22 protein-coding genes are annotated in these 25,793 nt (G+C 41.7%); 5 read left to right on the top strand and 17 right to left on the bottom strand.

Annotated elements, in window-relative coordinates; genetic code table 11:
* Positions 1–57 precede the first annotated feature (57 nt).
* The 7 genes from FHS86_RS12750 to FHS86_RS12780 all read right to left on the bottom strand — a co-directional run bounded on the left by FHS86_RS12750 (position 58) and on the right by FHS86_RS12780 (position 6,926).
* Positions 58–1,314: a peptidase U32 family protein gene (locus FHS86_RS12750; RefSeq protein WP_429414158.1), complete on the bottom strand. Its 1,257-nt coding sequence runs from the start codon at positions 1,312–1,314 to the stop codon at positions 58–60.
* 138 nt (positions 1,315–1,452) lie between these two features.
* Positions 1,453–2,178: a uroporphyrinogen-III synthase gene (locus tag FHS86_RS12755; RefSeq protein WP_429414160.1), complete on the bottom strand. Its 726-nt coding sequence runs from the start codon at positions 2,176–2,178 to the stop codon at positions 1,453–1,455.
* A 52-nt stretch (positions 2,179–2,230) separates the two neighbouring features.
* Entirely contained in the window at positions 2,231–2,998 is a 768-nt protein-coding gene (locus FHS86_RS12760; RefSeq protein ID WP_429414162.1) for a DUF4271 domain-containing protein, read from the bottom strand.
* Positions 2,999–3,116: 118 nt separating this feature from the next.
* Positions 3,117–3,302 carry a hypothetical protein gene (locus tag FHS86_RS12765; protein ID WP_429414165.1) on the bottom strand — a complete coding sequence of 62 codons (186 nt, stop codon included), beginning with the start codon at positions 3,300–3,302 and terminating at the stop codon, positions 3,117–3,119.
* Between the two features lies 1 nt (position 3,303).
* Positions 3,304–6,087, bottom strand: coding sequence for a DNA polymerase I (polA, locus tag FHS86_RS12770; protein ID WP_429414167.1), 2,784 nt, complete (start codon positions 6,085–6,087; stop codon positions 3,304–3,306).
* Between the two features lie 5 nt (positions 6,088–6,092).
* On the bottom strand, positions 6,093–6,539 hold the full coding sequence (locus FHS86_RS12775; protein WP_429414170.1) for a 6-pyruvoyl trahydropterin synthase family protein: 447 nt from the start codon (positions 6,537–6,539) through the stop codon (positions 6,093–6,095).
* 84 nt (positions 6,540–6,623) lie between these two features.
* Positions 6,624–6,926 (bottom strand): ArsR/SmtB family transcription factor, encoded by a 303-nt coding sequence (locus FHS86_RS12780; protein WP_429414172.1) that lies wholly within the window; start codon positions 6,924–6,926, stop codon positions 6,624–6,626.
* 288 nt (positions 6,927–7,214) lie between these two features.
* On the opposite strand from FHS86_RS12780, the gene FHS86_RS12785 reads away from it, so the two are divergent.
* Positions 7,215–8,189 carry a polyprenyl synthetase family protein gene (locus FHS86_RS12785; protein ID WP_429414174.1) on the top strand — a complete coding sequence of 325 codons (975 nt, stop codon included), beginning with the start codon at positions 7,215–7,217 and terminating at the stop codon, positions 8,187–8,189.
* Between the two features lie 70 nt (positions 8,190–8,259).
* Here FHS86_RS12785 and frr read toward each other — a convergent pair whose 3' ends face one another.
* On the bottom strand, positions 8,260–8,823 hold the full coding sequence (gene frr, locus FHS86_RS12790) for a ribosome recycling factor (RefSeq protein ID WP_429414177.1): 564 nt from the start codon (positions 8,821–8,823) through the stop codon (positions 8,260–8,262).
* 238 nt (positions 8,824–9,061) lie between these two features.
* Between frr and FHS86_RS12795 the strand changes: the two genes are divergently transcribed.
* Positions 9,062–10,000: a CPBP family intramembrane glutamic endopeptidase gene (locus FHS86_RS12795; protein WP_429414180.1), complete on the top strand. Its 939-nt coding sequence runs from the start codon at positions 9,062–9,064 to the stop codon at positions 9,998–10,000.
* Positions 10,001–10,057: 57 nt separating this feature from the next.
* Here the strand turns inward: FHS86_RS12795 and FHS86_RS12800 are convergent, their stop codons facing one another.
* Together FHS86_RS12800 and FHS86_RS12805 are read right to left on the bottom strand one after the other, a co-directional pair.
* A complete protein-coding gene (locus FHS86_RS12800) occupies positions 10,058–10,792 on the bottom strand; it encodes a hypothetical protein (RefSeq protein WP_429414183.1) in 735 nt (244 codons plus the stop codon).
* 166 nt (positions 10,793–10,958) lie between these two features.
* Positions 10,959–11,564, bottom strand: a complete 606-nt coding sequence (locus FHS86_RS12805; protein WP_429414186.1) for a hypothetical protein — start codon at positions 11,562–11,564, stop codon at positions 10,959–10,961.
* Positions 11,565–12,021: 457 nt separating this feature from the next.
* On the opposite strand from FHS86_RS12805, the gene FHS86_RS12810 reads away from it, so the two are divergent.
* Positions 12,022–13,191 (top strand): MalY/PatB family protein, encoded by a 1,170-nt coding sequence (locus tag FHS86_RS12810; protein WP_429414189.1) that lies wholly within the window; start codon positions 12,022–12,024, stop codon positions 13,189–13,191.
* A 9-nt stretch (positions 13,192–13,200) separates the two neighbouring features.
* Here the strand turns inward: FHS86_RS12810 and atpC are convergent, their stop codons facing one another.
* The 4 genes from atpC to FHS86_RS12830 form a co-directional block, all read right to left on the bottom strand.
* Positions 13,201–13,458, bottom strand: coding sequence for an ATP synthase F1 subunit epsilon (gene atpC, locus FHS86_RS12815; RefSeq protein WP_429414192.1), 258 nt, complete (start codon positions 13,456–13,458; stop codon positions 13,201–13,203).
* A gap of 6 nt (positions 13,459–13,464) precedes the next feature.
* Entirely contained in the window at positions 13,465–14,967 is a 1,503-nt protein-coding gene (gene atpD, locus FHS86_RS12820) for a F0F1 ATP synthase subunit beta (protein ID WP_429414194.1), read from the bottom strand.
* Positions 14,968–15,058: 91 nt separating this feature from the next.
* Positions 15,059–16,042 (bottom strand): polyprenyl synthetase family protein, encoded by a 984-nt coding sequence (locus tag FHS86_RS12825; RefSeq protein WP_429414197.1) that lies wholly within the window; start codon positions 16,040–16,042, stop codon positions 15,059–15,061.
* A complete protein-coding gene (locus tag FHS86_RS12830) occupies positions 16,035–18,452 on the bottom strand; it encodes an efflux RND transporter permease subunit (RefSeq protein WP_429414200.1) in 2,418 nt (805 codons plus the stop codon). The genes FHS86_RS12825 and FHS86_RS12830 overlap by 8 nt, the downstream gene beginning before the upstream one ends.
* Positions 18,453–18,676: 224 nt before the next feature.
* On the opposite strand from FHS86_RS12830, the gene FHS86_RS12835 reads away from it, so the two are divergent.
* Positions 18,677–20,356, top strand: a complete 1,680-nt coding sequence (locus tag FHS86_RS12835; protein WP_429414203.1) for a Na/Pi cotransporter family protein — start codon at positions 18,677–18,679, stop codon at positions 20,354–20,356.
* A 1-nt stretch (position 20,357) separates the two neighbouring features.
* Here FHS86_RS12835 and FHS86_RS12840 read toward each other — a convergent pair whose 3' ends face one another.
* The 3 genes from FHS86_RS12840 to FHS86_RS12850 all read right to left on the bottom strand — a co-directional run bounded on the left by FHS86_RS12840 (position 20,358) and on the right by FHS86_RS12850 (position 24,199).
* Positions 20,358–21,995 carry a S41 family peptidase gene (locus FHS86_RS12840; RefSeq protein WP_429414206.1) on the bottom strand — a complete coding sequence of 546 codons (1,638 nt, stop codon included), beginning with the start codon at positions 21,993–21,995 and terminating at the stop codon, positions 20,358–20,360.
* A gap of 86 nt (positions 21,996–22,081) precedes the next feature.
* Positions 22,082–22,459 (bottom strand): response regulator, encoded by a 378-nt coding sequence (locus tag FHS86_RS12845; RefSeq protein WP_429414209.1) that lies wholly within the window; start codon positions 22,457–22,459, stop codon positions 22,082–22,084.
* Between the two features lie 78 nt (positions 22,460–22,537).
* Positions 22,538–24,199 carry a PAS domain-containing sensor histidine kinase gene (locus FHS86_RS12850; protein WP_429414212.1) on the bottom strand — a complete coding sequence of 554 codons (1,662 nt, stop codon included), beginning with the start codon at positions 24,197–24,199 and terminating at the stop codon, positions 22,538–22,540.
* A 266-nt stretch (positions 24,200–24,465) separates the two neighbouring features.
* Here FHS86_RS12850 and FHS86_RS12855 point away from each other — a divergent pair, with 266 nt between their 5' ends.
* Complete coding sequence (locus tag FHS86_RS12855) at positions 24,466–25,791, top strand: DNA recombination protein RmuC (RefSeq protein ID WP_429414215.1); 1,326 nt, start codon at positions 24,466–24,468, stop codon at positions 25,789–25,791.
* The last annotated feature ends 2 nt before the right edge of the window (positions 25,792–25,793 follow it).

Raw genomic sequence — 25,793 nt, forward strand, 5'->3', positions numbered from 1 at the left:
TAATTGACGACGGTCGGAAAACAGTTCTCCCCTCTATTAACCCCCGCAGTCGGTATTTTATTGTCTTCGTACTTCCGAAGCGTCAACAAGCTTATACAATTTGTCTGCTCGTCTGATTTTTTCGCCTACAAGTATAGAACATTTAGCCCCTTTGGGCGCTGTGTCGACTTTTTGAAGGTCGACCCTGATTTCGTTTACCACTGTTTCGATCACACCGGTAGTTGGGCCGGTAATCATAATTTTGTCACCAATACTAATTTTTTGGGTTTCAATTTTAAATTCACCCACTTTAATGTTTGCGAAGTAGTTGAGGCTTTTCCCAATGTATATTTTGCGTTTCGAAGCCTGCGATCCATAGTTTTTACTCCATTCACCCAGTCTTTGTCCAAGGTAATACCCATCCCAGAAACCACGGTTAAAGACCGTTGCAAGCCGCTGGTCCCAATCTGCAATTTTTTCATCGTTAAATGTACCTTGCAGATAGGCTTCGGCAGCTTCGCGGTAGCACGAAACCACTGTTTTAACATATTCGGGAGCCCTGGCTCTTCCTTCTATTTTTAATACGCTCACTCCTGCATCCAGTATTTTGTTCAGGAAATGTATTGTTTTCAGATCCTTGGGCGACATCATGTATTCATGGTCGATCTCTATTTCCTTCCCGGTTTCCTTATCGGTAACAATATAGGCCCTGCGACACACCTGCATGCAGCTGCCACGGTTGGCCGATGAATTCATTTCGTGCAGGCTGAGATAGCATTTGCCTGAAGTGGCCATGCATAGTGCGCCATGTACAAACATTTCAAGTTGAACCAGTTTGCCCGATGGCCCGGTTATGTTTTGTTCTTTTATTTGACGGCTTATTTCCCAAACTCTTCCAATGTTCATTTCGCGGGCGAGCACAATGACGTCGGCAAACTGTGCATAAAACTTCAGCGCCTCAAAGTTGGTGACATTGAGTTGAGTTGAAATGTGTATTTCGATACCAATGCGCTGTGCAGTCATGATGGCAGCCATGTCGGATGCAATGATGGCTGAAACGCCTGCGTTTTTTGCAGCCCGGATTACTTCTTCGAGTTTTCCAAGCTCATTATCGAAAATGACGGTATTAACGGTGAGGTACGATTTAACCTTGTTTTCTTTGGCTATCGATGCAATTTTTTCCAAATCGACAAGGGTGAAATTATTTGATGAACGGGCCCTCATATTGAGCTGTTCAACACCAAAATATACTGATCCGGCACCTGCCTGAATGGCAGCTCTTAAAGATTCATAGGAGCCGACAGGGGCCATTATTTCAATTTCTCTATTCTCCATCCACATTAAAATTTGGGTCAAAAATATACATTTTATCCCTTTAATAACTGATCGTTATCCATAATTTGAAAAAAGCGATTGGCGGGTAGGAAGAGGATGGGATTTATAGATAAAAAAACCAGCCGAAGCTGGTTTTTATTATTTCTTTCCTAGTTTCTTAATGTATTGTTCAAGCGCCATGGTCATTGATGGTGCTTGCGGGTTAGGTGCCTGAATGTCAAGTCGTAATCCTGCTTCTTTTACTGCCTGGGCGGTTGATGGCCCGAAAGAGGCAATTTTGGTGTCGTTTTGTTGAAATTCGGGAAAGTTCTTAATCAGTGATTTAATTCCCGAAGGACTGTAAAACACTAAGATGTCATAGTTCACATCTTTCAAATCGGAAAGATCGCTGCTAACCGTTTTGTAAAGGATGGCTTTGGTGTACGATACCTTCGCTTCATCAAGCAGTTTCGGAATTTCAGGCTTATGAATGTGTGATAAGGGTACCAGGTACTTTTCGTCGTTGTGTTTTTTTATTATTTCAACAAGTTCGGAAAATTTACCGTCACCATAGAAGATTTTTCTTTTACGGTACACAATGTATTTTTGCAGGTAGAAAGCAGTGGCTTCCGAAATGCAAAAATATTTAAAAGAGTCAGGTACCGTAATCCGCAACTCGTTGCAGATCCTGAAAAAATGGTCAATAGCCGTACGGCTGGTAAAAATTACCGCCGAATGGTCGAGGATATTCACCCTGTTTTGTCTGAACTCTTTTGAAGAAACCTCTTCGACCTGAATAAAAGGCCTGAAATCGACCTTTACATTGTTTCGTTCGGCAAATTCAAAATAGGGTGAGCGAGCCGAAGTCGGCTCTGGTTGGGACACTAGTATTCTCTTGATTTTCAAAACCTAATACTTTAGAAGGTTCTACATATTTCTATTCTCGCCACAAAATCCTCCACACTAGCAAAAGGGGTAAAATTTCGAGGGTACAAAGGTATAAAATCAAATAGTAAATAGAAAAATCTTTTTTTACTAATATATTTAATCCTCTAAACAGGCTGATGGCGCTGAATAAGAGTACAATTGCAAAGCCTAAAACGAACAGTGTATTTAACAGTATGCCTTCTGAAAGGAAGAGCAGAACCGCAAGTGGAAGCATAAAAATACCAATAATTCGGTGACCCGAGTCGACATTGAAAAGGTATTCATTTATCTCCTGTTCGTTTTTAAAAAGAAATCCGCTCAGTTCGTACAGCACCGTTTTTATATTAATAAAAGCGTAAAGCAAGGTAAGGTTGAGAAGAAAGAGCAATAAGCCGGGATAGGTTTCCAGGTGAAAAAAGTGAATTTCTACCTGGTATAAAAACAATGAACTTGCCAGAAAAAATAACAAATTGAGACGAAATGAGGGATGAATAATATTGGCTGCCTTTTCACGATAAAGCCTGTTGGCTGTCTGATAATTTATTCCTGACTGTACAAGCGAGAGCAGATATTTTCCCGATGTGGTTCTAACCCAGGCTAACAATGCCATCATCACAACGAAAATAAGAACTGCCCAGTTGGCAACATATGGTTTTTTAGGAAGTGCACTAAGCGGTACACCGGATTCGAAATGAAGTATTTGCAGGTTTGCCAGCGTGTCAGGCAAACTATTGATGGTCACCACTGAATCAGATAAATTGAAATCGAGAGGCAGCATATATTAAAATTTGAGATCAAAGATAACATTAATTTTGATCGAAATATAAAATGCTGTGATCATCGACCGACGGTAATTGGGTGAGATTTGCAAGAATTTATTTGGGTAGCGACTCGTTTTAGTTAAGGTGCCTGCGTTCGAAGCAGCTCATATTTTCATATTGTTCCATTAACATGCTTAGCCTTTTGGCTTCATCATATTCTGGTGAGCCAGGATTTGCATCACAAATCTCGAGAAAGCGGATGATGGCTTTCCGATATTCATCTTCTGTTAGAATTCTTTCCTGCATATAAAAATAAGTCATGCTAATGAGCTTCAAGCCAGTTATTACCACTATCCATCTCTACTGTGAGGGGTACCTCAAGCTGAATGGCATTTTCCATTTCTGTTTTTACAATGGCTTTAACTGTTTCAAGTTCGTTTGTAAAAACATCAAAATTTAATTCATCGTGCACCTGGATAATCATCCTTGACTGTAGCTGCTTTTCTCTAAATCTTTTGTCAATGTTGATCATGGCAACTTTTATGATGTCGGCAGCAGAACCCTGAATAGGTGCATTGATTGCGTTTCGTTCGGCAACACCTCGTACAACTGAGTTGGCCGAGTTAATATCTAGTAAGTAACGTTTACGGCCAAACAAAGTTTTTACAAATCCCTTTTTACGTGCAATTTCAATGCTTTTATCCATGTAGGCTTTTACAGCAGGAAAGGCTTCAAAGTAACCATCAATGATCTCCTTTGCTTCGCTGCGGCTGATGTTAAGCCGCTGGGCAAGTCCAAAGGCCGAAATGCCGTAAATGATGCCAAAATTGGCAGTTTTAGCTTTTCTGCGCATGTCGGGTGTCAGTTCTTCGAGCGGGAGCTTAAAAATTTTTGAGGCAGTAATGGAGTGAATGTCAAGCTTGTTGGCAAAGGCTTCGATCATTTTCTCATCTTCACTAAGGGCGGCCATAATCCGCAATTCAATCTGAGAATAGTCGGCCGAAAGATACACCCTCTTTTCATCGGTAGGAATGAAAGCTTTACGTATTTCTTTCCCGTTATCGTCTCTGATTGGAATGTTTTGCAGGTTGGGATTTACTGAACTGAGTCTTCCGGTTGCAGCAACCGCCTGGTTGAACGAAGTATGTATTTTTCCTGTTTTAGGGTTGATGAGCTTTGGCAGGGTTTCAACATAGGTGTTGAGTAATTTCTTCAGTCCTCGGTATTCAAGTACTTTGTTTACAATCGGGTGTTTATCGGCAATTTTTACCAGTGTTTCTTCGTTGGTTGAATATTGTTTGGTCTTGGTTTTCTTGGCGTTGCTATCGATCTTTAGTTTCTCGAAAAGAATAATCCCAAGTTGCTTGGGCGATGAAATGAGAAAATCACTTCCGGCCAGCTGATGAATTTCTTTTTCAAGTGCTTCGATCTGATGCCGGAGCTTGGCGGCATATTCGTCAAGGGCTTTGGTGTCGACTTTAACTCCGGCAAGTTCCATGTCGCAAAGTACAGGAATCAGGGGCATCTCAATCTGGTATGCAAGTCGGTCGAGTTCTTGTTCTTTTAACTCCTTTTCGAGTATTACTTTGAGCTGAAGTGTTACGTCGGCATCTTCGCAGGCATAAGCTACCAGTTGATCGACGGGGACACTGCGCATCGTTTGCTGGTTTTTGCCCTTGTCTCCAATGAGCTGGCTCGTGGGAACCTTTTTGTAGCCGAGATACAACTCGCACAGGTAATCAAGATTATGTCGTAATTCGGGTTGCAACAGGTAGTGAGCGATCATGGTGTCGAAAACGGGACCCCGAAAGTTGATACCGTATTGTTGGAGCATGAGCATGTCGAATTTAATATTCTGACCGATCTTCTCAATCTTCTCGTCTTCGAATAACAGTTTGAAATCAGCTACAATTTTTGTTGCTTCATCCCGGTTTTCTGGGAGCAATACACAATAGGCCTCATTGGGGCGGATGGCAAATGAGATACACACCAGCTCGTCCTGGTAGGGATCGAGTCCTGTGGTTTCGGTGTCGAAACAAAATGAAGCACTGACAGCCAGCTCGGCTCTAAGTGAGGCGCGTTGCTGTTCGGTTTCTACCTTAAAGTAGCGGTGAGCAAGGGTGTCGATTGTTTTAAGATCTCTCTGATCACTTGCTTTTGCACCTTCGTTTTGATCGAACAATGAGCCCTGAACTGCTGTATTGTTTGAACTGTTCGGAGCAGGACTGCTTATTTTATTGGCAAGTGTTCTGAATTCAAGTTCCTGAAATTTGGCAAGCAGTTTGTCATAATCGGGCGACTTCATTTTCATCAGTTCGAAGTCGATATCAACGGGGACTTCGCGGTTAATGACAACCAGTTCACGTGAAAGATATACCTGTTCCTTGTTGGCTTCCAGATTTTCCTTCTGTTTGCCCTTCAAATCATCGATGTGCTGGTACAGCCCATCAATGCTTCCATAGGTGCCGATTAGCTTCATGGCTGTTTTAGGCCCTATGCCCGGGCACCCGGGAATGTTGTCGGCTGTATCTCCCATCAGTCCAAGCAAATCGATCATCTGTTCGCTTGTGTTGATCTGAAAATTCGCTTTTACTTCGTCAAGTCCCCAAACCTCGGCTTTGTTGCCTCCCTTTGCTGGCTTGTACATTTTAATATTTTCTTCAACCAATTGGGCATAATCCTTATCGGGTGTCATCATGTAGGTGATGAATCCTCTGTCTTTTGCCTGGCTTGCAATGGTGCCGATCAGGTCATCGGCTTCGTAACCTTCTTTTTCAAGAATCGGGATATTATAAGCCCTGATGATTTCACGAATGTGTGGAATTGAGAGCCTGATGTCCTCAGGCATTTTTTCGCGGTTGGCTTTGTATTCGGGAAACATTTCGTGCCTGAAGGTAGCTCCGTGAACGTCGAAGGCGACCGCTATATGGGTTGGCGATTCACTGGTGAGTACCTGTTCAAGGGTGTTGGTGAAACCCAAAATTGCAGAGGTGTTTAGCCCTTTCGAGTTAAGACGGGGATTACGGATAAAAGCAAAATAAGCTCTGTAAATCAATGCATAAGCATCGAGAAGGAATAATTTCTTTTCAGCATGTTCGGGTTCCATAGCGCTTAGTTGTCATCGGCATTCCACTCAGCACTTGAGCTGGCTGTTTCGTACAATACCACTTTTTTAAGTTCTACTCCCTCAGGGAACAGGGGTTTAATTTTGTCAACAATCCAAATTACCAGATTTTCGCAGGTTGGCTGAAAATCGAAAACAAAATGGCGCTCGTACATTTCGTTCAATTCCAGAAGTTTGTCATGTGGGGCTTTTTTGTTGATCACCAGCGAATGATCCAGTTGATCAACAATTTCACCTTTTACAATTCTTTTCAGATCACCAAAATCGATCACCATTCCATTCTTCATGTCATGCTGATCAGCAATTGGTTCGCCCATTACAGTGACGTACAGTTTGTAGGTGTGACCATGTATGTTTTTACACAATCCATCGTAATTCCATAAGGCATGAGCCATTTCGAAATCGTAAAATTTGGTAACGCGAATCTTAGCCATAGTTGTATTGTATCGTTTCAGGTTTTCTTAAGTATTAACAATGAAACGATAAAAATGTTAATTGTACTGATGCAGCATGCATGCTTAATCTTCGCAGGCACAACTTTTCATGCAATCGATTATTTGCCCCAGCACCGGATGCTTTAGATAATAATAGGTGTTTTTACCATCTCGTTTCGAACACAGCACTCCCTTATCCTTTAAAATTCCGAGATGATGCGAGGTGGTTGATTGTTCAATCCCCAGTCGCTCATGTATTTGAGTAACTGTTAATTTTCCACCTTCTTTCAAAAAATGAAGAATAGAAATTCGAATCGGATGAGCCATCGCTTTAAGCATGCCTGTTGCCATACTTAGCTGATCTTCCTTAAAACCTGATCCTAACATGATATTTTTGAGTTTTGAACTACAAAGTTAAAAATTCTAACATAATATATATGTGCACAAACCAATACTATAGATATTTAAATTAATTTTAGATTGTAAGTTGAGGGAGTAATAAAAGAGTACAGTGATGTAGAATCATTCTATTTAATTTTTTTACTTTTGAGCGAGGAAAATGTTGCTTTTGAATCCCGAAAATGAAGGCTTTATACGGATTTTTGGAAGTGCCTAAGGATTAGCGGATTTAGATTGCAGCGTTTACAAAAAAGGAAGAAATCGATTGTATTAAGCATGTCGAAATTAGAAAAAATAAAGGAGCCTGTAGCTCACGAGCTTAAAGAGTTTGAGCATTTTTTTAAAGAAGCCACGCGTTCGGATGTAAAATTGCTCAACCTGATTGTTAACTACCTAATCAGAACCAAAGGGAAACAAATCAGGCCCTTGTTTGTATTCTTGTCGGCCAAAATGCACGGAGAGATCAACCGGAGTACCTACGTTGCAGCAACATCAATAGAATTGCTTCACTCGGCCACGCTTGTTCACGACGATGTTATTGACGAATCGTTCGAAAGACGAGGTAAGTTATCGATCAATGCGCTATGGAAAAACAAAATCGCCGTTTTAATAGGTGATTTTCTTTTATCAAAAGGCCTGCTTATCACCACCAAGGAAAAAGAATACCGGGTGCTTGACATCATGTCGGAAGCGGTTCGTGAAACCATCGAAGGAGAGCTCTTACAGAGTGAGAAAAGCAGAAAACTCGACATTGATGAGCGTACCTATTTTGAAATTATCTCAAAAAAAACGGCATCACTCATAGGAACCAGTCTTGCAGTTGGCGCGCATTCGGCAATAAAGGACGATGTGGTGGTTGAAGAGATGAGACAAATTGGACTTTTGGCAGGCCTGGCATTTCAGATACGCGATGACATTTTCGATTATCAGGATAAAGGGATCATTGGCAAACCTACCGGAAACGATATCAAGGAGAAGAAAATCACGCTTCCGTTGATTCATGTGCTTAACAACGCCAGTAAAACAGAAAAGCGCGAAATATTGCGTATTGTTAAGCGAAAAAATCTTCGCAAAGAAAAGGTAAATGAGCTTATCGACCTGGTGGTTGAGCGGGGAGGATTGGAATATGCTTCTGAAAGAATGAACTTTTATTGTGATGAAGCCATACGTCGCCTGGAGGTTTTTCCAAAGAATGAAGCAAGTGAGGCGCTGGCTAAATTGTTCAGGTATGTAATTACCCGAAAAAGATAAGAGCAACCCCAAAGGATTGCTCTTAAATAAATAGCCATGAAAACACAAACTTTATCGTGAGATAAAATAATTACACAGTCATAATTTCTTTGTTCTTCTTCTCAACTTTTTCATCCACTTTTACGGTGAATTCGTCGGTTAACTTTTGTACCTGATCCAATGCCAGTTTTTCCTCATCTTCCGAAAGTCCGTCTTTCAGCATCTTTTTTAACTGATCATTGGCATCTTTCCGTGCACTGCGCAAACTGATTTTAGCAGTTTCACCCTCCTTGTTAACGTCGCGAACCAGTGTTTTTCTGCGTTCTTCGGTTAAAGGAGGTATAAAAATACGGATAATTTCTCCATTATTATCAGGATTGAAGCCTAAATTTGAATTGATAATTGCTTTTTCAATGGGAGCAATCATTTGTTTTTCCCAGGGTTGTACTACAATTGTTTTGGCATCGGGGGTTGTGATGCTCGACGTTTGAGCTAGCGGAGTCATGGTTCCATAGTAGTCAACCATTACACTATCGAGCATGCGGGGTGAAGCTTTACCAGCCCTGAGGTGGCTAAGTTCTTTCTCCAAATGATCCAAAGCTGCCTGCATCTGCTCGCCAGCCATGTCAATAATCATGTCCACTTCTTCGTTCATATTTTTAACGCCTCTGTTTTATGCTAAGCACAAATTTAGAAAAATTTCGTTTAGGACGAAATCCTGATGAAATTTTTGTTCTATAACATCTGTTTGTCGATGGTGTTTGTTCTATTGAGAAGAACTCCGGGAATGTTTTGCTATTTTTGTGAAATATTGTCAATCTTAATTTTTTTCAATTGGCTCTTGTATTTCAGCATAAATTAGAATGTTAATTTGCTCTTTTTATAAATATTAAATGAAAGCTATTTATCAACATCTTAGTCCGGCTTCTAAAATTGCAGTACTAACACTTACCGCCTTGATTGGCTTGCTTGTGTTTATGATTTTATCGGCTGTTTTGGTCATTCCCATTTTTGGTAGCGATGCTTTTTCTGCCCTTACAGGAGGAGGAGTGGATGTTTCGAGTGCCAAAGATGTGGCTGTTTTGAAGTTCTTTCAGCTGGCACAATCAATAGGGCTTTTTGTTGTACCTGCCCTCGTTGTAGCCTATCTTTTTGGTGGAAACATAGGCAAGTACCTTTTATTAAGCCGCAAGCCTTTGTTGGTGAGTTCATTATTGGCAATAGCCATCATTGTTTTCGCTAACCCAATGATCAATCAGATTGGTTTGTGGAATGCTGAGATGCAACTGCCTGCATGGCTCAACGGGCTTGAACGCTGGATGCAGCAAAAAGAAGAAGCAGCGGCTCATCTTACAGAAATATTTGTTCAGGTTGAAACGGTGCCTGCTCTTTTATATAACATTTTGCTTATCGGAATCATCCCGGCCATCGGAGAGGAGTTGCTTTTCAGGGGGGTGATTCAGAAAATATTTACACAGTGGACGCGCAATAAACATGCAGCCATCTGGATAACAGCCATCTTATTTAGTGCCTTGCACCTGCAGTTTTATGGTTTCTTCCCAAGGGCTGTTTTGGGTGCCATGTTTGGATATATGCTTGTTTGGAGTGGCAATTTGTGGTTGCCGGTACTTGCGCATTTCATAAACAACACAGCAGCAGTAATTGCTTATTATTTATACCATAACGGAACGTTGAAAATCGATCCTGATGCCATAGGTACACAAGGCGAGTATGGCATAGCCGCAGTATTTAGTTTGGTGTTTGTTGTGGGGATGTTTGTTTTATTTTATCGCAACGAAGCCAAAAAATCAACCATCGAGCAAATTGTATAAGGTATTATTCTGCTATGGGGAAAAGCGAAATCCTTACAAGCAGAGAAATAAGCTTGATTATTCAAAAGAAAATTTCGACTGAAGGCGCTCTGCTTTCAGTCTTTCTTTTTCTGATTTCCTGTAGACATAAACCAGGCCGAAGGGTTCGCACATCATTCGCTTTTTGTGATCGGGAAGATGTTCAAAACTGGCTTCGGTTTCGTTCCACAAATCAAGTATCAATTGGTCTGACTTCTGGCGTAAGTCACCCAGTTGTGTTGAAAGCCTGGCCGTAGTGGACTGAAGTGTTTTTTGAAAGCGGAAAGAATCTGCGAATTTTTCATAATGTACTTTCACAAGGGCAATCGAGGGGTTGTAGATGGGACTACCTCCGTGCATGATGCGCTTTTGATCCCCGTCGATTATTTTTTTGCCCCATTCAAGTAAGTCGTTCTCGGTATTCAGCGGAGGTAAATTCTGACCGTAAGTTTCCAGTTCATAAAACTCCCTGACTGTTGCCTTGAGCTCACCACGTATAATGGCAAAATTCATTACGTGAATATAGTGGGAAACATACATTCTGGCCTTTCTTACCAATTCAGTATGTTCTGTGTTTTTTCTTACCTGATTTTTCTTTGCCGCTTCGAGATTGATCATGGCATTTTGAAACGAAGGCAGGAAGGCACGCAGACTCGTAAGTGTCGCTTCGGAGAAGGGAAGTGAGTCGGATCCGTTCTTTTCAAGCATTCTGTAGGCTTTTTGAAGCGCCCTTAAGCGTGCTTTATCTGTATTGGGAAGTCGGCGGTATGGCATGCGTTTTCTTGTTTGGTGCGAAGATAAGAACTGGAGTCTGGAAGTAAAAGAATTCGCATGGTCGGTTTTCAATATTTATCAACAAAAAAGCCTTGTTCAGATATTATCCTGACAAGGCCTTAATTGATTATTCCTTTTCTCTAACTGTTTGTTTTCATCCATGGCATTATTTTTCAAAAGTGTAGTGATAGGTGTTTTTTCCGTCGCTTATGATGGCGGCATATCCACCTGCACTCAATTTTGCCAGGTCAAATCCGGTTGTAATGTTAAAATTGTTACCCAATGATTTCTTGAAAACTTCACCGTAAGCATCGCTGATTACAATGTCGATGTTTTTAAGTGAATGATTCAAAAATGAAAGCTTTAAAACATCATCTTCTACAGAAAAATAGGGAACTTCGGATTTTACGTCTTTTATTACTTCGATGGTGTTGTCGGCAACTGTAAAACGTACCTCCTTTTTACCAAAGTCATTGCTTACAATAATCTTGTAATCACCATCGCTAAGGTTTTTGAAATCAAAGATTTTTGAATAGACTTTCTCATCAATACGACCTTCGCGGTAATAAAGAACATCGCCTTTCGAATCTTCAATAGCAAGTTCTGAAATGGTGTTTACTGCATTGTCAACCACCACCACTGCGCGTTCGCTCGAATGAGGTACCATTTTTACTTTAGGAGCTTCTCCTGCCAGTGCCTTGAGGGCTAAAATTGCAACCAAAACAACGGCTACCGTTACTTTGCTTGCTAAATAGAATACTTTTGTTTTCATTTTCTGATCTTTTTTAAATTAACTAACTAATGAATTGATCTAACTACAGCGCAAACCTAATATGTTTTACAACATTATGCTGAAGAACATACGTTAAGCATACATTAATTATCAAAAAATATGCTATAGAAGCGAGAGATTCGATCTAAGTGCCAGAAAAACAGCGATTAGACTTTTGGGCGCAAAAATTCACAATGTAAATTTTATATTAATTTAGACTTTCTCCAGATAAGGATGGGATAAATTGTGAATGGTTTATGTCAACAGATGATAGGCGAGTACAAAATATTTTGTGTTTGGAACCTGCATATTTCGTTTGTTTACGAAATTTCCAATAAACTTGTATTTTAGTGTATCGTTTATTTGATCAGCAATAATTAGGTCAGGCCATAGTGCATGAAAAAACGATCAGCGCGTTTGCGATTAAAATGTATTAACCAAAGCAAGAGATTAACAGATGAAGTATAATTTTGATGAGCTAATAGACAGGACCAATACGGACTGTGAAAAATATGACAGCAGGGAAAAAATATTTGGAAAGGGTGATGTGATTCCGCTTTGGGTTGCCGACACCGATTTCAGAACCCCTGATTTTATTGTAAGCGCGGTAAAGGAGCGGGCTGCGCACGAGGTATATGGTTATCCTCAGAAGCCTGAATCGTTTTTCGAAGCGATACAGTCATGGATCAGCAACCAGCATGGCTGGAATACCAAACGGGATTGGATCAGGTATAGCCCGAATGTGGTGATTGGTTTGGCCTCACTGGTACTTTCGATGACCAAACCGGGAGACAAAATTATTGTGCAGCCACCGGTTTATTTCCCGTTTTTTCATGTAATTGAAGGAAATGAGCGGGTGATGATCGAAAATCAGCTTATCAATGAAGATGGCCGTTATCGCTTCGATTTTGAAGATCTAAAGGCGAAGATTGATGAAAATACGAAAATGCTTTTTTTGTGTAATCCGCACAATCCCGGTGGAAGAGTTTGGAGCAAGGAAGAGTTGCGCGAACTTGGTAATATATGTATTGAGAAGGGAGTCATAGTCGTTTCGGATGAAATTCATGCCGATTTGGTTTTTAGTCCTAACCGGCACACACCTTTTGCCAGTATTTCTGATGAATTTGCCCAAAACAGTATAACAAGCATGTCGGCCAGTAAAACCTTCAATATTGCGGGTTTGTCGGCTTCGTATCTGATCGTACCTAATAATGAACATCGGAGGGCCTACGATCGATTCATGTATGCGACGCATATTTCGTCAGGTAATTTCTTTGGTCTGGTAGCTACCGAGGCAGCTTACCGGCACGGAGCTGACTGGCTGCAGCAACAAATGACTTATCTTGAGGGGAATCTTAAATTGGTGAGTGAGTTTTTGAGCAAAAATATTCCACAGCTAAAATTAATGCAACCCGAAGGAACTTATTTATTGTGGATCGATGTTTCAGCGCTAGCAGTACCGGCTCAGAAGGTTTACCAGGCCTTGGTAGATGGCGGAGTCGGTTTAAGTCCGGGAAAACTTTTCGGATCGGGTGGAGAAAATTATCTGCGTTTAAACATGGGCTGCCCGCGCAGTGTGTTGCACGAAGCGCTGGTTAAGATGAAAAGTGCAATCGATGGCTTGTAGCTGAGCTGTTTATTCAGCGTTGGCCACGATGCCATCGGCTAATACCGTAATTTTGTTTGACCTGCATTCAACTACACCACCAGTGATATTGAAGAAATGGGTCTCGCGATGACGGTCAATTACTTTAATGTTACCCTTTTCGAGCGTCGAAACGATGGGAGCATGGTTTTCAAGTATTTCGAATGAACCGCTGGTCCCTGGTAGTTTTACCAGGGACACCTCATCGGCATATAATTTCTTTGTTGGTGTAATAATCTCGAGATGCATAATGCTTTATTTTGAGTTGGCAATCAGCTGCTCGCCTTTTTCGATGGCTTGCTCAATGGTTCCAACCAGGTTAAAAGCTGCTTCGGGATACTGATCTACTTCACCATCCATGATCATGTTAAAACCTTTGATGGTATCTTCAATAGCAACAAGCTGACCTTTTAATCCTGTAAATTGCTCGGCTACAAAGAACGGTTGCGAAAGGAAACGTTGAACACGGCGTGCGCGGTGAACAACTAGCTTGTCGTCTTCACTCAGTTCATCCATTCCCAGAATGGCAATAATATCCTGAAGTTCGTTATAGCGCTGTAATAACTGCTTAACCCGCTGTGCGCAATTGTAGTGTTCGTCACCAACGACTTCGGGAGACAGGATTCGTGAACTCGAGTCGAGCGGATCAACAGCTGGATAGATTCCCAGCTCTGCAATTTTACGGCTCAATACAGTGGTTGCATCGAGGTGGGCAAAGGTGGTTGCAGGGGCCGGGTCGGTAAGGTCGTCGGCAGGTACATATACTGCCTGAACCGAAGTGATTGATCCCTGCTTTGTAGAGGTGATTCTTTCCTGCATGGTTCCCATTTCACTGGCCAGGGTCGGTTGATACCCTACAGCCGAAGGCATTCGCCCCAGCAACGCAGAGACTTCGGACCCTGCCTGGGTGAAGCGGAATATATTATCGACGAAGAAGAGAATGTCACGTCCGCCCGATTCTTTGGTTCCGTCGCGCAAACTTTCTGCGATTGACAATCCCGAAAGAGCAACTCTTGCGCGTGCACCCGGTGGTTCATTCATTTGGCCGAATACCAGGGCAAGTTTTGATTTTTCTAATTTTTGAGCATCAACTTTTGAAAGATCCCAGTTGCCTTTTTTCATCTCCTCGCGAAAAGCATCGCCATAGTCGATAATTCCTGCTTCAATCATTTCGCGCAGCAGGTCGTTCCCTTCCCGGGTGCGTTCTCCAACACCGGCAAATACCGACAAGCCCGAATGGGCCATGGCGATGTTGTTGATCAGCTCCTGAATCAATACTGTTTTTCCAACACCGGCACCGCCAAAGAGACCAATCTTACCACCTTTGGCATAGGGTTCTATTAGGTCGATTACCTTGATTCCGGTAAACAGAATTTCGGTTTCGGTGGTGAGATCTTCATATTTTGGAGGTTCGCGATGAATACTTACTCCGTTTTTTTTGTCAACAGGGGCAAGACCGTCAACCGGTATACCTGTGACATTAAGCAAACGACCAAGTACATTTTCACCGTTGGGCATCATAATAGAGGACCCGGTTGCAGTAACTTCAATGCCTCGTCGTAAGCCATCGGTCGAATCCATGGCAATGGTTCTTACTGTTTTTTCACCAATGTGTTGTTGGCACTCTAAAACCAGGGGCGCTTGTCCCTTTCTTTCAATTTCGAGTGCGTCGTTAATTTCAGGCAACGATTTTTCATCGTCAAAAACTACATCGACTACTGGTCCGATCACTTGTAATACTTTGCCCTTAACTGTCATGGTCCTATTCAATTTTGAAGCACAAAACTAATAATTTTATTTAGTATAAAACTAAATAACAATAGATATGTGTTTGTTCTTAAACATTTATTCAGCTGGTTCTTTTCATCATTCGACTGGCGATGTGCAGTAACTCGTGCTTGCGATCACTGCTGACATTAACAGCATTTAAAGCTTGTAGTGAAAGCTGATAGTATTCTTCCATTTTTGCTTTGGCTACGCTGTCAATTTGCAACTCATTAAAAATGGATTTTACCTTTTCTATTTTTTTCTCAGCATCGAAATTAGTCGATGAAGTGAGATGCTTTAATTCTTCAAGCTGCCTGCTTTTTGCCAATTCCAATGCTTTCAACATCAAAAAGGTTTTTTTGTTCGAAATAATATCACCTCCGATTCTTTTTCCGAAGTCACTGGTTGTTCCAAAAGTGTCGAGCAGATCGTCCTGAATCTGAAAAGCCATGCCCAGGTTGTATCCAAAATCATACAAATAACAGGCATCCGATTCAGGAGCATTGGCGATAAGTGCACCCAGTTTCAGGCTGGCAGCTATTAGAATTGCAGTTTTAAGCCCAATCATATACAGATATTCATCAACCGAGACATCGTCGCGGGTTTCAAAATCCATATCGTATTGCTGACCTTCGCAAATTTTCAATGCCGTTTGAGTAAACAGTTCAAATATTTCGCGGTAGTTGGGCGACTTGCACTGGTTGATGTATTCGTAGGAAAGTATCGACATGGCATCGCCCGACAAAATGGCAATGTTGTTTGAATATTTAACATGTATTGTGGGATGATTGCGCCGGAGATGGGCACCATCCATTATATCGTCGTGCAGTAGCGTGAAATTGTGAAACATTTCAATAGCAAAAGCTACAGGCAATGCATTTTCAATTTCATTGGAGAACAGTTCGTGGGCCATTAAAAGCAGTACCGGACGAAGGCGTTTCCCACCCATGTCGAGTGTGAAAACTACCGGCTGATATAGGTTTTCAGGCTTTCGGTCCGATATGCTGTTCCGTTCCTGTTCCAGTTGAACTGAAAAAAAGTCGTACAGTTGTTCAAAGTTATGCATCGGTTTTATCTTTTTTATTCAGTGTTTTGGGCCTGTAAGCAATTTCCAGTTCATCGAGGTCGATGTCTTCTTCTTCATCATAAATCTGAAGCATGGGTTCGTGAAACGATTTGGTGGTAATAAATCGTTCGAGCCCAATAAGCAAAGAGGGAAGAAGAATTAAATTTGAAATCAGTGCCACCAATAGCGTTACTGAAACCAGTATGCCCATCGACTGGGTTCCACCAAATTTTGAAATGGCAAATATTCCAAAACCAAAGAAAAGTACGGTTGAAGTGTACATCATACTAACACCGGTTTCTTTCAGCGCCTTAATAACGGCTTTGCGCATGAACCAGCCAGTGCTTGATAGTTCCTGTCGGACCTTGGCCAGAAAGTGGATGGTGTTATCGACAGATATGCCAAAGGCAATGCTGAAAACCAAAATTGTAGAAGCCTTTATGGGAATATTGGCATAGCCCATGATTCCTGCTGTTACAATCAGAGGAATGATGTTGGGGATGAGCGACATCAGCATCATTCGGCTTGACTTGAACATGACGGCCATAAACAGGGAGATGAGTCCAATGGCAAGTGCCAGGCTAATAAAAAGGTTTCCAACCAGGTACTGATTGCCTCTGAAGAAAACGACCATCGACCCGGTTATCGTAACATCATAACGGTCGGGCGGAAACAGATCATCAACTTCAAGCATGATTTGCTCATAAAGAGCATCCATTCGCTTGGTGCCGATGTCTTTAACCCGAAAACTGATTCTGCCTTTTTGCATGGTGCTGTCGATGAATGAGCGAGCCATGGCGATGTCGCCTTCGCCATTACCAATATACGACATGATGAAGTTTCGTTCGGTGTTTGCCGGCAGGCTGTAGAATTTCTCATTCCCGTTGTAAAAGGCCTGACGGGCAAGTTTTATGGCATTGACCAGTGAAAGCGATGACGAGAGCTCATCGTAAGACGAGAGCCTGAGATCGAGTTCTTCTATTTTTTTTAAGGTTGAAGCCTGTAATATGCCATTGGGTTTTCGGGTGTCAACCACTATTTCGAGCGGCATGATTCCGTCAAAGGTTGACTCAAAAAAGTGCAGGTCAACATTGATCGGATCATCTTTGGGTATGTCGTCGAGCATGTAGCCGGTAGTTCTGATCTTTGTGATGCCGAATATGCTGACCAGTACCAGAATAATCATTAAAGAATAAACAGTGATCCGGTAATTTTCGGTAATGAAAATCAGTTTTTTTGTGACATTGCCTAAAAGCTTACGATCGAGGTGGCGAACATGGCGGGTTTTAGGCGGGTTAAGAAAACTGAAAATAATAGGAATAAGCAATATGGAAAGTACAAACAGGAAAACAATATTCAATGAAGCAATAATGCCGAACTCTTTGAGGATTTCGCTGCTGGTAGTAATAAAGGTGGCGAAACCCATTGCTGTGGTCAGGTTGGTGAGAAAGATGGCATTCCCTATCTTCATAATAACCCTTTTCAGGGCCAGAATTTTATTCCCGTGCAGCCGGTACTCATGGTGGTATTTGTTAAGGATATAAATGCTGTTGGGGATTCCGATTACTATCAGCAAGGGCGGAATCATTCCCGTAAGTATGGTAATCTGGTAGCCGAATAATACCATGGATCCCATGGCGGTTGCCACGCCTGAAAGTACAACCAGTGCCGGGAATATCATGGCCTTGAACGAGCGGAAGAAAACGTAAAGAATGATGAGACAGATTAGCAGGGCAAGTACCGTGAAAAGGTAGATCTCGTTTTTTATTAGGATGGAATTACGAACGTGTATGTAGGGCAGACCTGAATAGCGTATGGTATTTCCGGTTTCTTCCTCATAAGTATTGCAGTGCGAAATGATGTCCTCAACCAGTTTTTCACGTTCTTTGGTGGCCATGCGGTCTTTGTTCATGGTAAGCACCGCCAGATAGGCTTTGGTTGAATCGTTGTATAAGTAGTTTCGGTAAATTGGTATTGATTCAAACACCGTCTTCAGGCTGTCGAGTTGGTTCTGACTATCTATTTGTTCGGGAAAAACTTTGTTTACGTCGAATTTTTTAGCCTCGGTATCTTTTACCAACTGATAGGCGTTGGGTGTAGACAGCATATTTTCAACAGCACCAACGCCTTGCAGGCGAGTGCATAGTTGTTGCCATTGTCTGAAGTGATTTAACTCGTAAAAATTGCTGTCCTTAACGGCAACTACAATGATGTTTCCCTCTTCACCAAAACTTTCGACAAAGTCATCGTATATAATGGATGCAGAGTCCTTCTCAGGAAGCATCTCAGCATAGGTGTACGACATCTCAATCTTCCGGCCGGTAAGGCCCATGAAGATGGTAAATAAAATAACAAGAATTAATAATAAAACCCTGTATCGTAGAATAAAACTAGATAATCGCTGCCACATTTGCCCTCAAGATTAAACTTGGCGAAAATACGATTAATCAACCATTTTAACAAAATTAGAAAGAAAGAATGCCTTCCCCGGGATAATGTGTCAGGAAGGGCATCCGGCCCGATTCAAATTCTGTGTGTAATATTCAAAAGCAATAAGTTATCACAATATTTTCATGATAAAACGATCTACTTGAAAATTCGATTGTTAAATTTGCATGCAATTCAATAAGCATTATGGACATATTCATTTTACTTTTAACCATTGCCGGGGCAACCGCTCTCTTCCTTTATGGAATGAAGTTAATGAGTGAGTCGCTGCAGAAAATCTTAGGCGAGCGAATCAGGCTGATTCTCACATCGATGACTTCGAATAAGTTCAAGGGCGTTATGACAGGCTTGTTTATTACCGCGCTTATTCAATCGTCATCGGCAACCACTGTTATGGTGGTTAGCTTTGTTAATGCCGGAATTCTTCGCTTGTTTGAAGCAGTAAGTATCATCATGGGAGCCAATATCGGAACGACCTTTACTGCCTGGCTGATTGCATTTTTTGGATTTAAGATCGAATTTTCGCTATATACTTTGCCCTTAATAGGCTTAAGCATTCCCTTTCTATTTTCTAATCGTCGAAAAGTGAAAAACTGGGGTGAAATGTTGTTGGGATTTTCACTTTTATTCATTGCCCTTAGTTTTTTAAAAGCTTATTTACCAGGTGCCGGAGAATCGTTGGTGGGCAATTTTGTGTTACGTTTAACCGGAATAGGCTATTTTTCCTATTTGCTGTTTTTGCTCCTTGGAACAGTAATTACCATGCTGATACGTTCGTCGAATGCAATTTTGGCGCTAACCCTCGTGCTTGTTTTTAATGGATGGATTGGATTTGAACATGCAGCTGCCATGGTGCTTGGCGAGAATATAGGTACCACCATTGCAGCAATCACCGCAGCCAGAGTGGCCAATTTAACCGCAAAACGTGCTGCCATGGCTCATCTTTTTTTCAACCTTTTTGGTGTAATTTGGGTGATTCTGGTTTTTCCCTTCTTTCTGAAGGGAGTAGCCATGTTGTATATGAGTATGGGAGGGGGAGATCCATTCGGAAACAAAGAGAGTGTTCCTATTGCGCTGGCCTTATTTCATACCTTGTTTAATGTTATTAATGCCTTATTGTTAAGTGGTTTTTCAGGAAGTATAGCGCGTTTTGTGACACGCAGGGTGACCCCGGGGCCTAACTACGATAATGAATTCAGGCTTACCCACATTAAAATTGGCCTGTTGTCGACTCCCGATGCATCACTATATCAGGCAAAAAGAGAAACTGTGCTTTTTGCCGAAAGGGTGAGAAAGATGTTTTTGAATGTCGAAAGAGCCTTTTCTGAATCGAATGAAAAGGAATTTCAGAAACTGATTGAAAAAATCCATGATGATGAGGAATTTGCTAACAGGCTCGAGAAAGAAATTGCCAAATACCTTACTTCGGTTGGCGAAGGGCGCCTGAGTGAAAACAGTTCACGCAGAATGCGATCGCTGTTTAAAATGATAGATGATATCGAAAGCATAGCCGACTCGTGTGTTAACATTGCCAATGCGATTCAGCGAAAACGAAATGCAAAAATTAACTTTCCCGATTCAATCAATTACAATGTGCAGTTAATTTTTAACATGGTTCGTGCAGCACTCGATATGATGGTAACCATGCTGACCCACAATGAAGAGCTCCCACTCAGTATGGCACAGGAAACTGAGCGGGAAATCAACAATTACAGGGATATTCTTAAAAGTGAACATCTGAATAATCTGGAAAAGGGCTTGTATAAATACGATGCCGGAATTATTTATAACGACATTATTTCACAATGTGAACGCATTGGCGATTTTGCAATTAATGTCGATGAAGCACAAAATAATTTGTATTGATTCAACGGTTTATTGCAGCAACCTTTTCGGCTTCCCAGTTATTCTGAAGCAGTTCCACTGACTTTTCTACCACTTTGTCAATTTGAAAGATAATAGGATAAAAGGCGTCATCTCCAAAAATGTTGCGACACACATAGGCGTGTAACTGGGTTTGCAGCAGCAACTTCGACTCCTCGAGTTCCTCGCTTGTGTATTTGATTCCCCTGGCTTTGATGTGCTTTAAAAGATCGCTGAACAAATCTGTTTTATGTAAGTATGTGTCAAGTGAGCTGTAATCGTTTTGTTCAAGCAGTTCGCTGCGGTGTTGGTCGGCATATTCGAATGCAAAATGATATACCAGGTTTTGTGATGCTACTGCCGAGAAGAAACGGTTGATTCCTGTAGTATCGACTGCCACATGAAAGTCGGGAGTAATTCCACCTCCTCCAAAAACTGTTCGTCCGCCAATGGTTTGGTACTTTAGTGAATCGGAACGGGAAATTGTATCGGCCTGGTTGTGCTGGCTTTGAATAAGGCGCTCATGATAGTCGTCGTAGTATGCCTCCACACCGTTTTCGTATGAGTTTTGAATACATCGTCCACTGGGGGTATAAAAGCGGGCCACAGTCAGACGCAGTGCCGATCCGTCGAAAAAGGGAATTTGTTCCTGAACAAGCCCTTTGCCAAATGAACGGCGTCCGATAATAATTCCCCGGTCGTTGTCCTGTATGGCTCCGGCAAAAATTTCGCTGGCCGAGGCCGAAAATTCATCAATTAAGACGGCCACATCCTTGTCGGTCCACAGCCCTTTGGCACTTGAATAGAAGTCGTTCCGGTTTCTCGATTTGCCTTCAGTATAGACTATGAGCCGCCCCTGAGGCAGGAATTCATCAACCATTTGGATTACGCCCTGTAATGAGCCTCCGGAGTTGCCCCGCAAATCAACGATTAGTTTTTGAGCTCCCAACTGAGACAACTCGATGATGGCGCGAACAAATTCTTCATAGGTCGATTCGGCAAAACGGTTTACTTTAATCAGGCCAATGTTGTCGGTAATTTTATAAGCTACGTCAACACTAAATAGCGGGATTTCACCTCTTGTAATGGTGAAGTCAAGCAAGTCGGGGTAGCCCGGCCGGTGAACCATCACATTTACCAGGGTTCCTTTTTTCCCTTTTAGTAAGGTTACAATGGTATCCTGACTGGTTTTAGTGCCTGCTATGTTTCGGCCGTCCACCTCTACAATGCGGTCACCAGCGAGAATCCCAATTTCCTTCGAAGGTCCGCCCGATAAAACGTCGGTGATAAGCACCGTGTCTTTTTGCATTACAAACTGAACACCGATGCCTGAGAAATTTCCACGCATTTCTTCGCTTACGGCCTTCATTTGGCTCGCCGGAATGTAGGTGCTGTGGGGATCAAGTTCATCAAGAATCTCGGGAATTACTTTTTCTGCTATTTCTGTCTGGTCTATGCTATCGACATAATCTCGTTGAATCAGTTTTAACAACAGGGAAATTTTATCGGGCTGAAAGAAGCTGGTTGAGGTGCCATGTGGTTTGACCGATGTTCGTTGCTCAATCTTAATTCCAAGAAGTACGCCTCCGGCGACAGCAATCGAGAGCAAAAGGGGCAGTAATATTTTGAAGTATCTTTGCATGTATACATTTTAAGAAGAAGTTGATCTCAAAACTAAAAAAAAAAGTCCGGAAGCTGTGATCCGGACTTTCATATTTTAAAGCTTGTTTAGTTTTCTAAATATTTATTAACGGTGTCGAGCAAATCTTTTGAACGGATAGGTTTGGCCAAATAGTCATCACAACCGGCTTCAATTGCTTTGGCTCTGTCATCCGACATGGCAAAGGCTGTCTGAGCAATGATTTTTAAATCGGGATAGATCTTTTTAATTTCACGGGTTGCATCATAGCCATTCATTTCGGGCATTTGCAGATCCATGAGGATCAGGCTGATTTCCGGGTGTTCTTTGGCAAAGTTGACAGCCTCGAGACCGTTTTTAACCCATTCGATGCTTACATTCAGTTTTGTGAGTACTGCATTAAGGTAGAGGTAATTCGATTCTACGTCTTCCACAATTAAGATCAAAGGTTTGTCGTTTGCACTCATTATCGCCGTTTTAAATTATGGTTCAAAAGTAATCAATCCATTACTTAAATTCAACTTTAAGTAATTTTTGTGCCTAAGTTACTCATCAAGCTTTAATTCAACAGTAAAGGTGGATCCTTTACCGGGGGTTGAATCAACCCTTATTTTACCATTCATAAGCTTGATCAGTCCTTTCGATATGGTTAATCCAATACCGGTTCCTCCGTAGAGCTTGTTTTTATCACTGTTCACCTTGGCAAAACGCTCAAAAATGGTACGGTGCTTGTTTTTTGGGATGCCTGTTCCGGTATCACGTACAAATATATTAATCTTTTTGTTATCAAGCTCAAAACCGAGTTCAATCTGCCCCTCGTCGGTAAATTTTACAGCGTTCGAAATGAGGTGTGTCAGTACCTGATTTAGGCGGTGACGATCCGATTTAATTCTGACCTCGAGCTGTTCGGGCAGGGTTTTTATGAGTTTGATTTTTGAACTTTTTTCTTCGGTGGCAATGAGTTTACTGGCATGATCACAAAGCGATTCAAAAAGAGGCCTGAAGTTGAATTCGCTGATGCTTACAACCATTTGGTCGGTTTCGAGCTTCGAAAAATCAACAATTGAATCGATAAGTGTCATTAGTGAATTGCCGTTGCTTTGAATGACATCGATGAATGAATTTCTGTCTTCTGTACTTAAGTCATCTTCTCTCAGCATATTGGTAAAACCAATAATGGCATTCATGGGCGTTCTAATTTCGTGGCTCATATTGGCCAGGAAGAGTGATTTCAGGTTGTCGGCCTCCACGGCCTTGTCCTTGGCTTTGATGATCTCGTCGCGTGCCTTGGCCACCATGGTAATGTCTTCTACTATTCCTTCAATCGAGGTTTCCTTAAAACCTTCGCTAAGCAGGGCAAGAGTCAGGTTGGCAATGAAGGACTCTCCGTTACTGCGTTTTAGCATTATCTCGGTATTAACCTCCTTGGTTTCCATCAAGGTGTCGATAATGAGTTCTCCAAGATCGGGTTCAACCAGAAGGTCAAATTTGGTAACCGTTGTAATGTCATAATCTTCGTCGTAACCAAACATTTTCCGAAAACGATGATTGCATTCAACAACCCTCATTTGTTTGTCAAGTCTGAATATGGCAAGCGGGGCATTGTCGAAAAGTGCTTTGAACTTTGCCTGATGCGCCAGCATGGCATCTTCAGTTATTTTAAAATCGGTAATGTCGCGTGTGATTCCAACCGTTCCGATGCAATTTCCCCTGGGCCCTGTAAGCGGAATTTTAGTGTCGGATAAATAGCGGGTGACATGGTCTTTTGTGTGGACATGTATCTGATTGACTACAGGGATTCCGGTTTTGATAATCTGTTGTTCAACATCGTAAGCATCCTGCGCATGATCGAAAAAATCGAAATCAGACTTGCCAATTGCATCCTCCGGATTTTCAAAGCCAAGAAGCTTCGCCTGGGCCTTGTTTACCCGCGTAAATTTGCTGTCGAGATCTTTGAAATAAATGGTGTCAGGAATGTTGTCAATCAGCGACGACATCATGTTCTTCTCGTAAAGTAAATGGCGTTGTCTTTTTCCCCTGAAAAAGAAAGTGGCTGCAATAAACAAAGCAATTACAAGCAGAAAAAAGGCAATGAGTGTTGTTAAATCGACAGAAACCATATTGTTACTGTGGTTGATTTCAATCAAAGCCAGTGTATGTTGTTTGAATCTGTAACGTCCCAGATCAAGAATATGAACCTGTTGCATTGTTTTTTCAAAGTAAAAAAAAACATTGATCAGGCTGGTTAAAAAAATCCCCATGCGCTTATCCCCCTTATTAAATAAAATATTGGATGAAAATAAATATTTTTACTAAAAACAAACTGATTTCTGGCCACATATTTTATTTTAAATCGATTAATGAAGATATTCTGATAGAATAATAGTTCTTTAAGGGTTTGGAATAGCATGAATGGTGTTATTGAAAAAAAATCTTATTGTTATTTGTAAAACAATTGAATTAACTGAAAAGCATGAAATCTGAAATTTACCTGGGAATAATTACATTGTTACTTTTGATTGCCATCTACTTTTATCGTGTTTCTGTTCTTAAACAACGACTGATGAAGCGCATCGATGAAGAACGCAGTAGGGTTTCCCTTGCTAAGAATGAATGTTTGATTTTGAAAGAGCGCAACGATCAGCTAAATCAACAGTTGAAGCGGGCCGACGAAACTTCCGGAAAATTTGAAAATGAGCGGAACGAACTGTTGAAGCAAAATAGTGCCATGGTGGCTACAAACAACATGTTACAGCGTAAATTGAATGAGCAACTGGGTGAATTCGAACAACTCCAAAAGCAGGCAGCGCTTAGTTTTGAGAATCTCGCCAATTCAATTTTAAAGAAAAACAGCAGGGAGTTTTCAGAGGTCAATCAACAGCGGATGTCCGAATTGATTGGACCATTAAAGGAGAAAATTGAAGGTTTTGGGAAAAAAGTGGAAGAAAGTTATGAGAAAGGCCTGCGTGATCAGACTGATTTAAGGGCAGAACTAAAGAAGTTGTATGAACTAAATCACCGTATTAGCACCGAAGCTTCCAATTTAACAAGGGCCTTAAAGGGTGATGTAAAGCAGCAGGGAAACTGGGGAGAAGTGGTACTTGAGCGGATTTTGGAGCGGTCGGGGCTCACCGAAGGTCAGGAATACGAACGCGAAAAAGTGATGCTGAATGGCGAAGGGAAAACCATCAGGCCCGATGTGATCGTGAATCTGCCTGATAAAAAGCACCTGATCATCGATTCAAAAGTGTCGCTGGTGGCTTATGAGCGCTGGGCCAATTGCGATGATGCAGAGCAGAAGGCGTTGGAAGTAAAGGCCCACCTGGCTTCGTTGAGGCAACATATAAAAGGTTTGAGTGATAAACACTACAGTAGTTCTCCTCAGTTAAACAGCCCCGACTTTGTATTGTTGTTTTTACCAGTGGAAGCTTCTTTTAGTATGGCGCTGGAATATGATCAGCAACTTTTTGCCTATGCCTGGGACAATCGGGTTGTTCTGGTCAGCCCTTCGACATTGCTGGCCACACTTCGCACCATTGCATCCATATGGCAACAGGAGAACCAAACCCGGAATGCCCTCGAGATTGCCCGCCAAAGTGGTGCGCTTTACGATAAATTTGTTGGTTTTATCAACGATCTCGATAAGCTGGGATCGCAAATTGACTCACTTCAGAAAACCTATGATCAGTCAACGAAGAAGCTCTATACAGGAAGTGGAAACCTGGTTAGACGAATTGAAAAAATCAGGGAGCTGGGAGCATCTGCTTCCAAAGATATTCCCGAAAAATTCAGGGAATAAAC

This window comes from Roseimarinus sediminis, from assembly GCF_050433125.1.
GTDB lineage: Bacteria > Bacteroidota > Bacteroidia > Bacteroidales > Prolixibacteraceae > Roseimarinus > Roseimarinus sediminis.

Bases quoted from the DNA above. Each gene is read 5' to 3' on its own strand.
- FHS86_RS12750 (WP_429414158.1), bottom strand. From the start codon at position 1,314: ATGGAGAATAGAGAAATTGAAATAATGGCCCCTGTCGGCTCCTATGAA.
- FHS86_RS12760 (WP_429414162.1), bottom strand. From the start codon at position 2,998: ATGCTGCCTCTCGATTTCAATTTATCTGATTCAGTGGTGACCATCAAT.
- FHS86_RS12765 (WP_429414165.1), bottom strand. From the start codon at position 3,302: ATGACTTATTTTTATATGCAGGAAAGAATTCTAACAGAAGATGAATAT.
- polA (WP_429414167.1), bottom strand. From the start codon at position 6,087: ATGGAACCCGAACATGCTGAAAAGAAATTATTCCTTCTCGATGCTTAT.
- FHS86_RS12775 (WP_429414170.1), bottom strand. From the start codon at position 6,539: ATGGCTAAGATTCGCGTTACCAAATTTTACGATTTCGAAATGGCTCAT.
- FHS86_RS12780 (WP_429414172.1), bottom strand. From the start codon at position 6,926: ATGTTAGGATCAGGTTTTAAGGAAGATCAGCTAAGTATGGCAACAGGC.
- FHS86_RS12785 (WP_429414174.1), top strand. From the start codon at position 7,215: ATGTCGAAATTAGAAAAAATAAAGGAGCCTGTAGCTCACGAGCTTAAA.
- frr (WP_429414177.1), bottom strand. From the start codon at position 8,823: ATGAACGAAGAAGTGGACATGATTATTGACATGGCTGGCGAGCAGATG.
- FHS86_RS12795 (WP_429414180.1), top strand. From the start codon at position 9,062: ATGAAAGCTATTTATCAACATCTTAGTCCGGCTTCTAAAATTGCAGTA.
- FHS86_RS12800 (WP_429414183.1), bottom strand. From the start codon at position 10,792: ATGCCATACCGCCGACTTCCCAATACAGATAAAGCACGCTTAAGGGCG.
- FHS86_RS12805 (WP_429414186.1), bottom strand. From the start codon at position 11,564: ATGAAAACAAAAGTATTCTATTTAGCAAGCAAAGTAACGGTAGCCGTT.
- FHS86_RS12810 (WP_429414189.1), top strand. From the start codon at position 12,022: ATGAAGTATAATTTTGATGAGCTAATAGACAGGACCAATACGGACTGT.
- atpC (WP_429414192.1), bottom strand. From the start codon at position 13,458: ATGCATCTCGAGATTATTACACCAACAAAGAAATTATATGCCGATGAG.
- atpD (WP_429414194.1), bottom strand. From the start codon at position 14,967: ATGACAGTTAAGGGCAAAGTATTACAAGTGATCGGACCAGTAGTCGAT.
- FHS86_RS12825 (WP_429414197.1), bottom strand. From the start codon at position 16,042: ATGCATAACTTTGAACAACTGTACGACTTTTTTTCAGTTCAACTGGAA.
- FHS86_RS12830 (WP_429414200.1), bottom strand. From the start codon at position 18,452: ATGTGGCAGCGATTATCTAGTTTTATTCTACGATACAGGGTTTTATTA.
- FHS86_RS12835 (WP_429414203.1), top strand. From the start codon at position 18,677: ATGGACATATTCATTTTACTTTTAACCATTGCCGGGGCAACCGCTCTC.
- FHS86_RS12840 (WP_429414206.1), bottom strand. From the start codon at position 21,995: ATGCAAAGATACTTCAAAATATTACTGCCCCTTTTGCTCTCGATTGCT.
- FHS86_RS12845 (WP_429414209.1), bottom strand. From the start codon at position 22,459: ATGAGTGCAAACGACAAACCTTTGATCTTAATTGTGGAAGACGTAGAA.
- FHS86_RS12850 (WP_429414212.1), bottom strand. From the start codon at position 24,199: ATGCAACAGGTTCATATTCTTGATCTGGGACGTTACAGATTCAAACAA.
- FHS86_RS12855 (WP_429414215.1), top strand. From the start codon at position 24,466: ATGAAATCTGAAATTTACCTGGGAATAATTACATTGTTACTTTTGATT.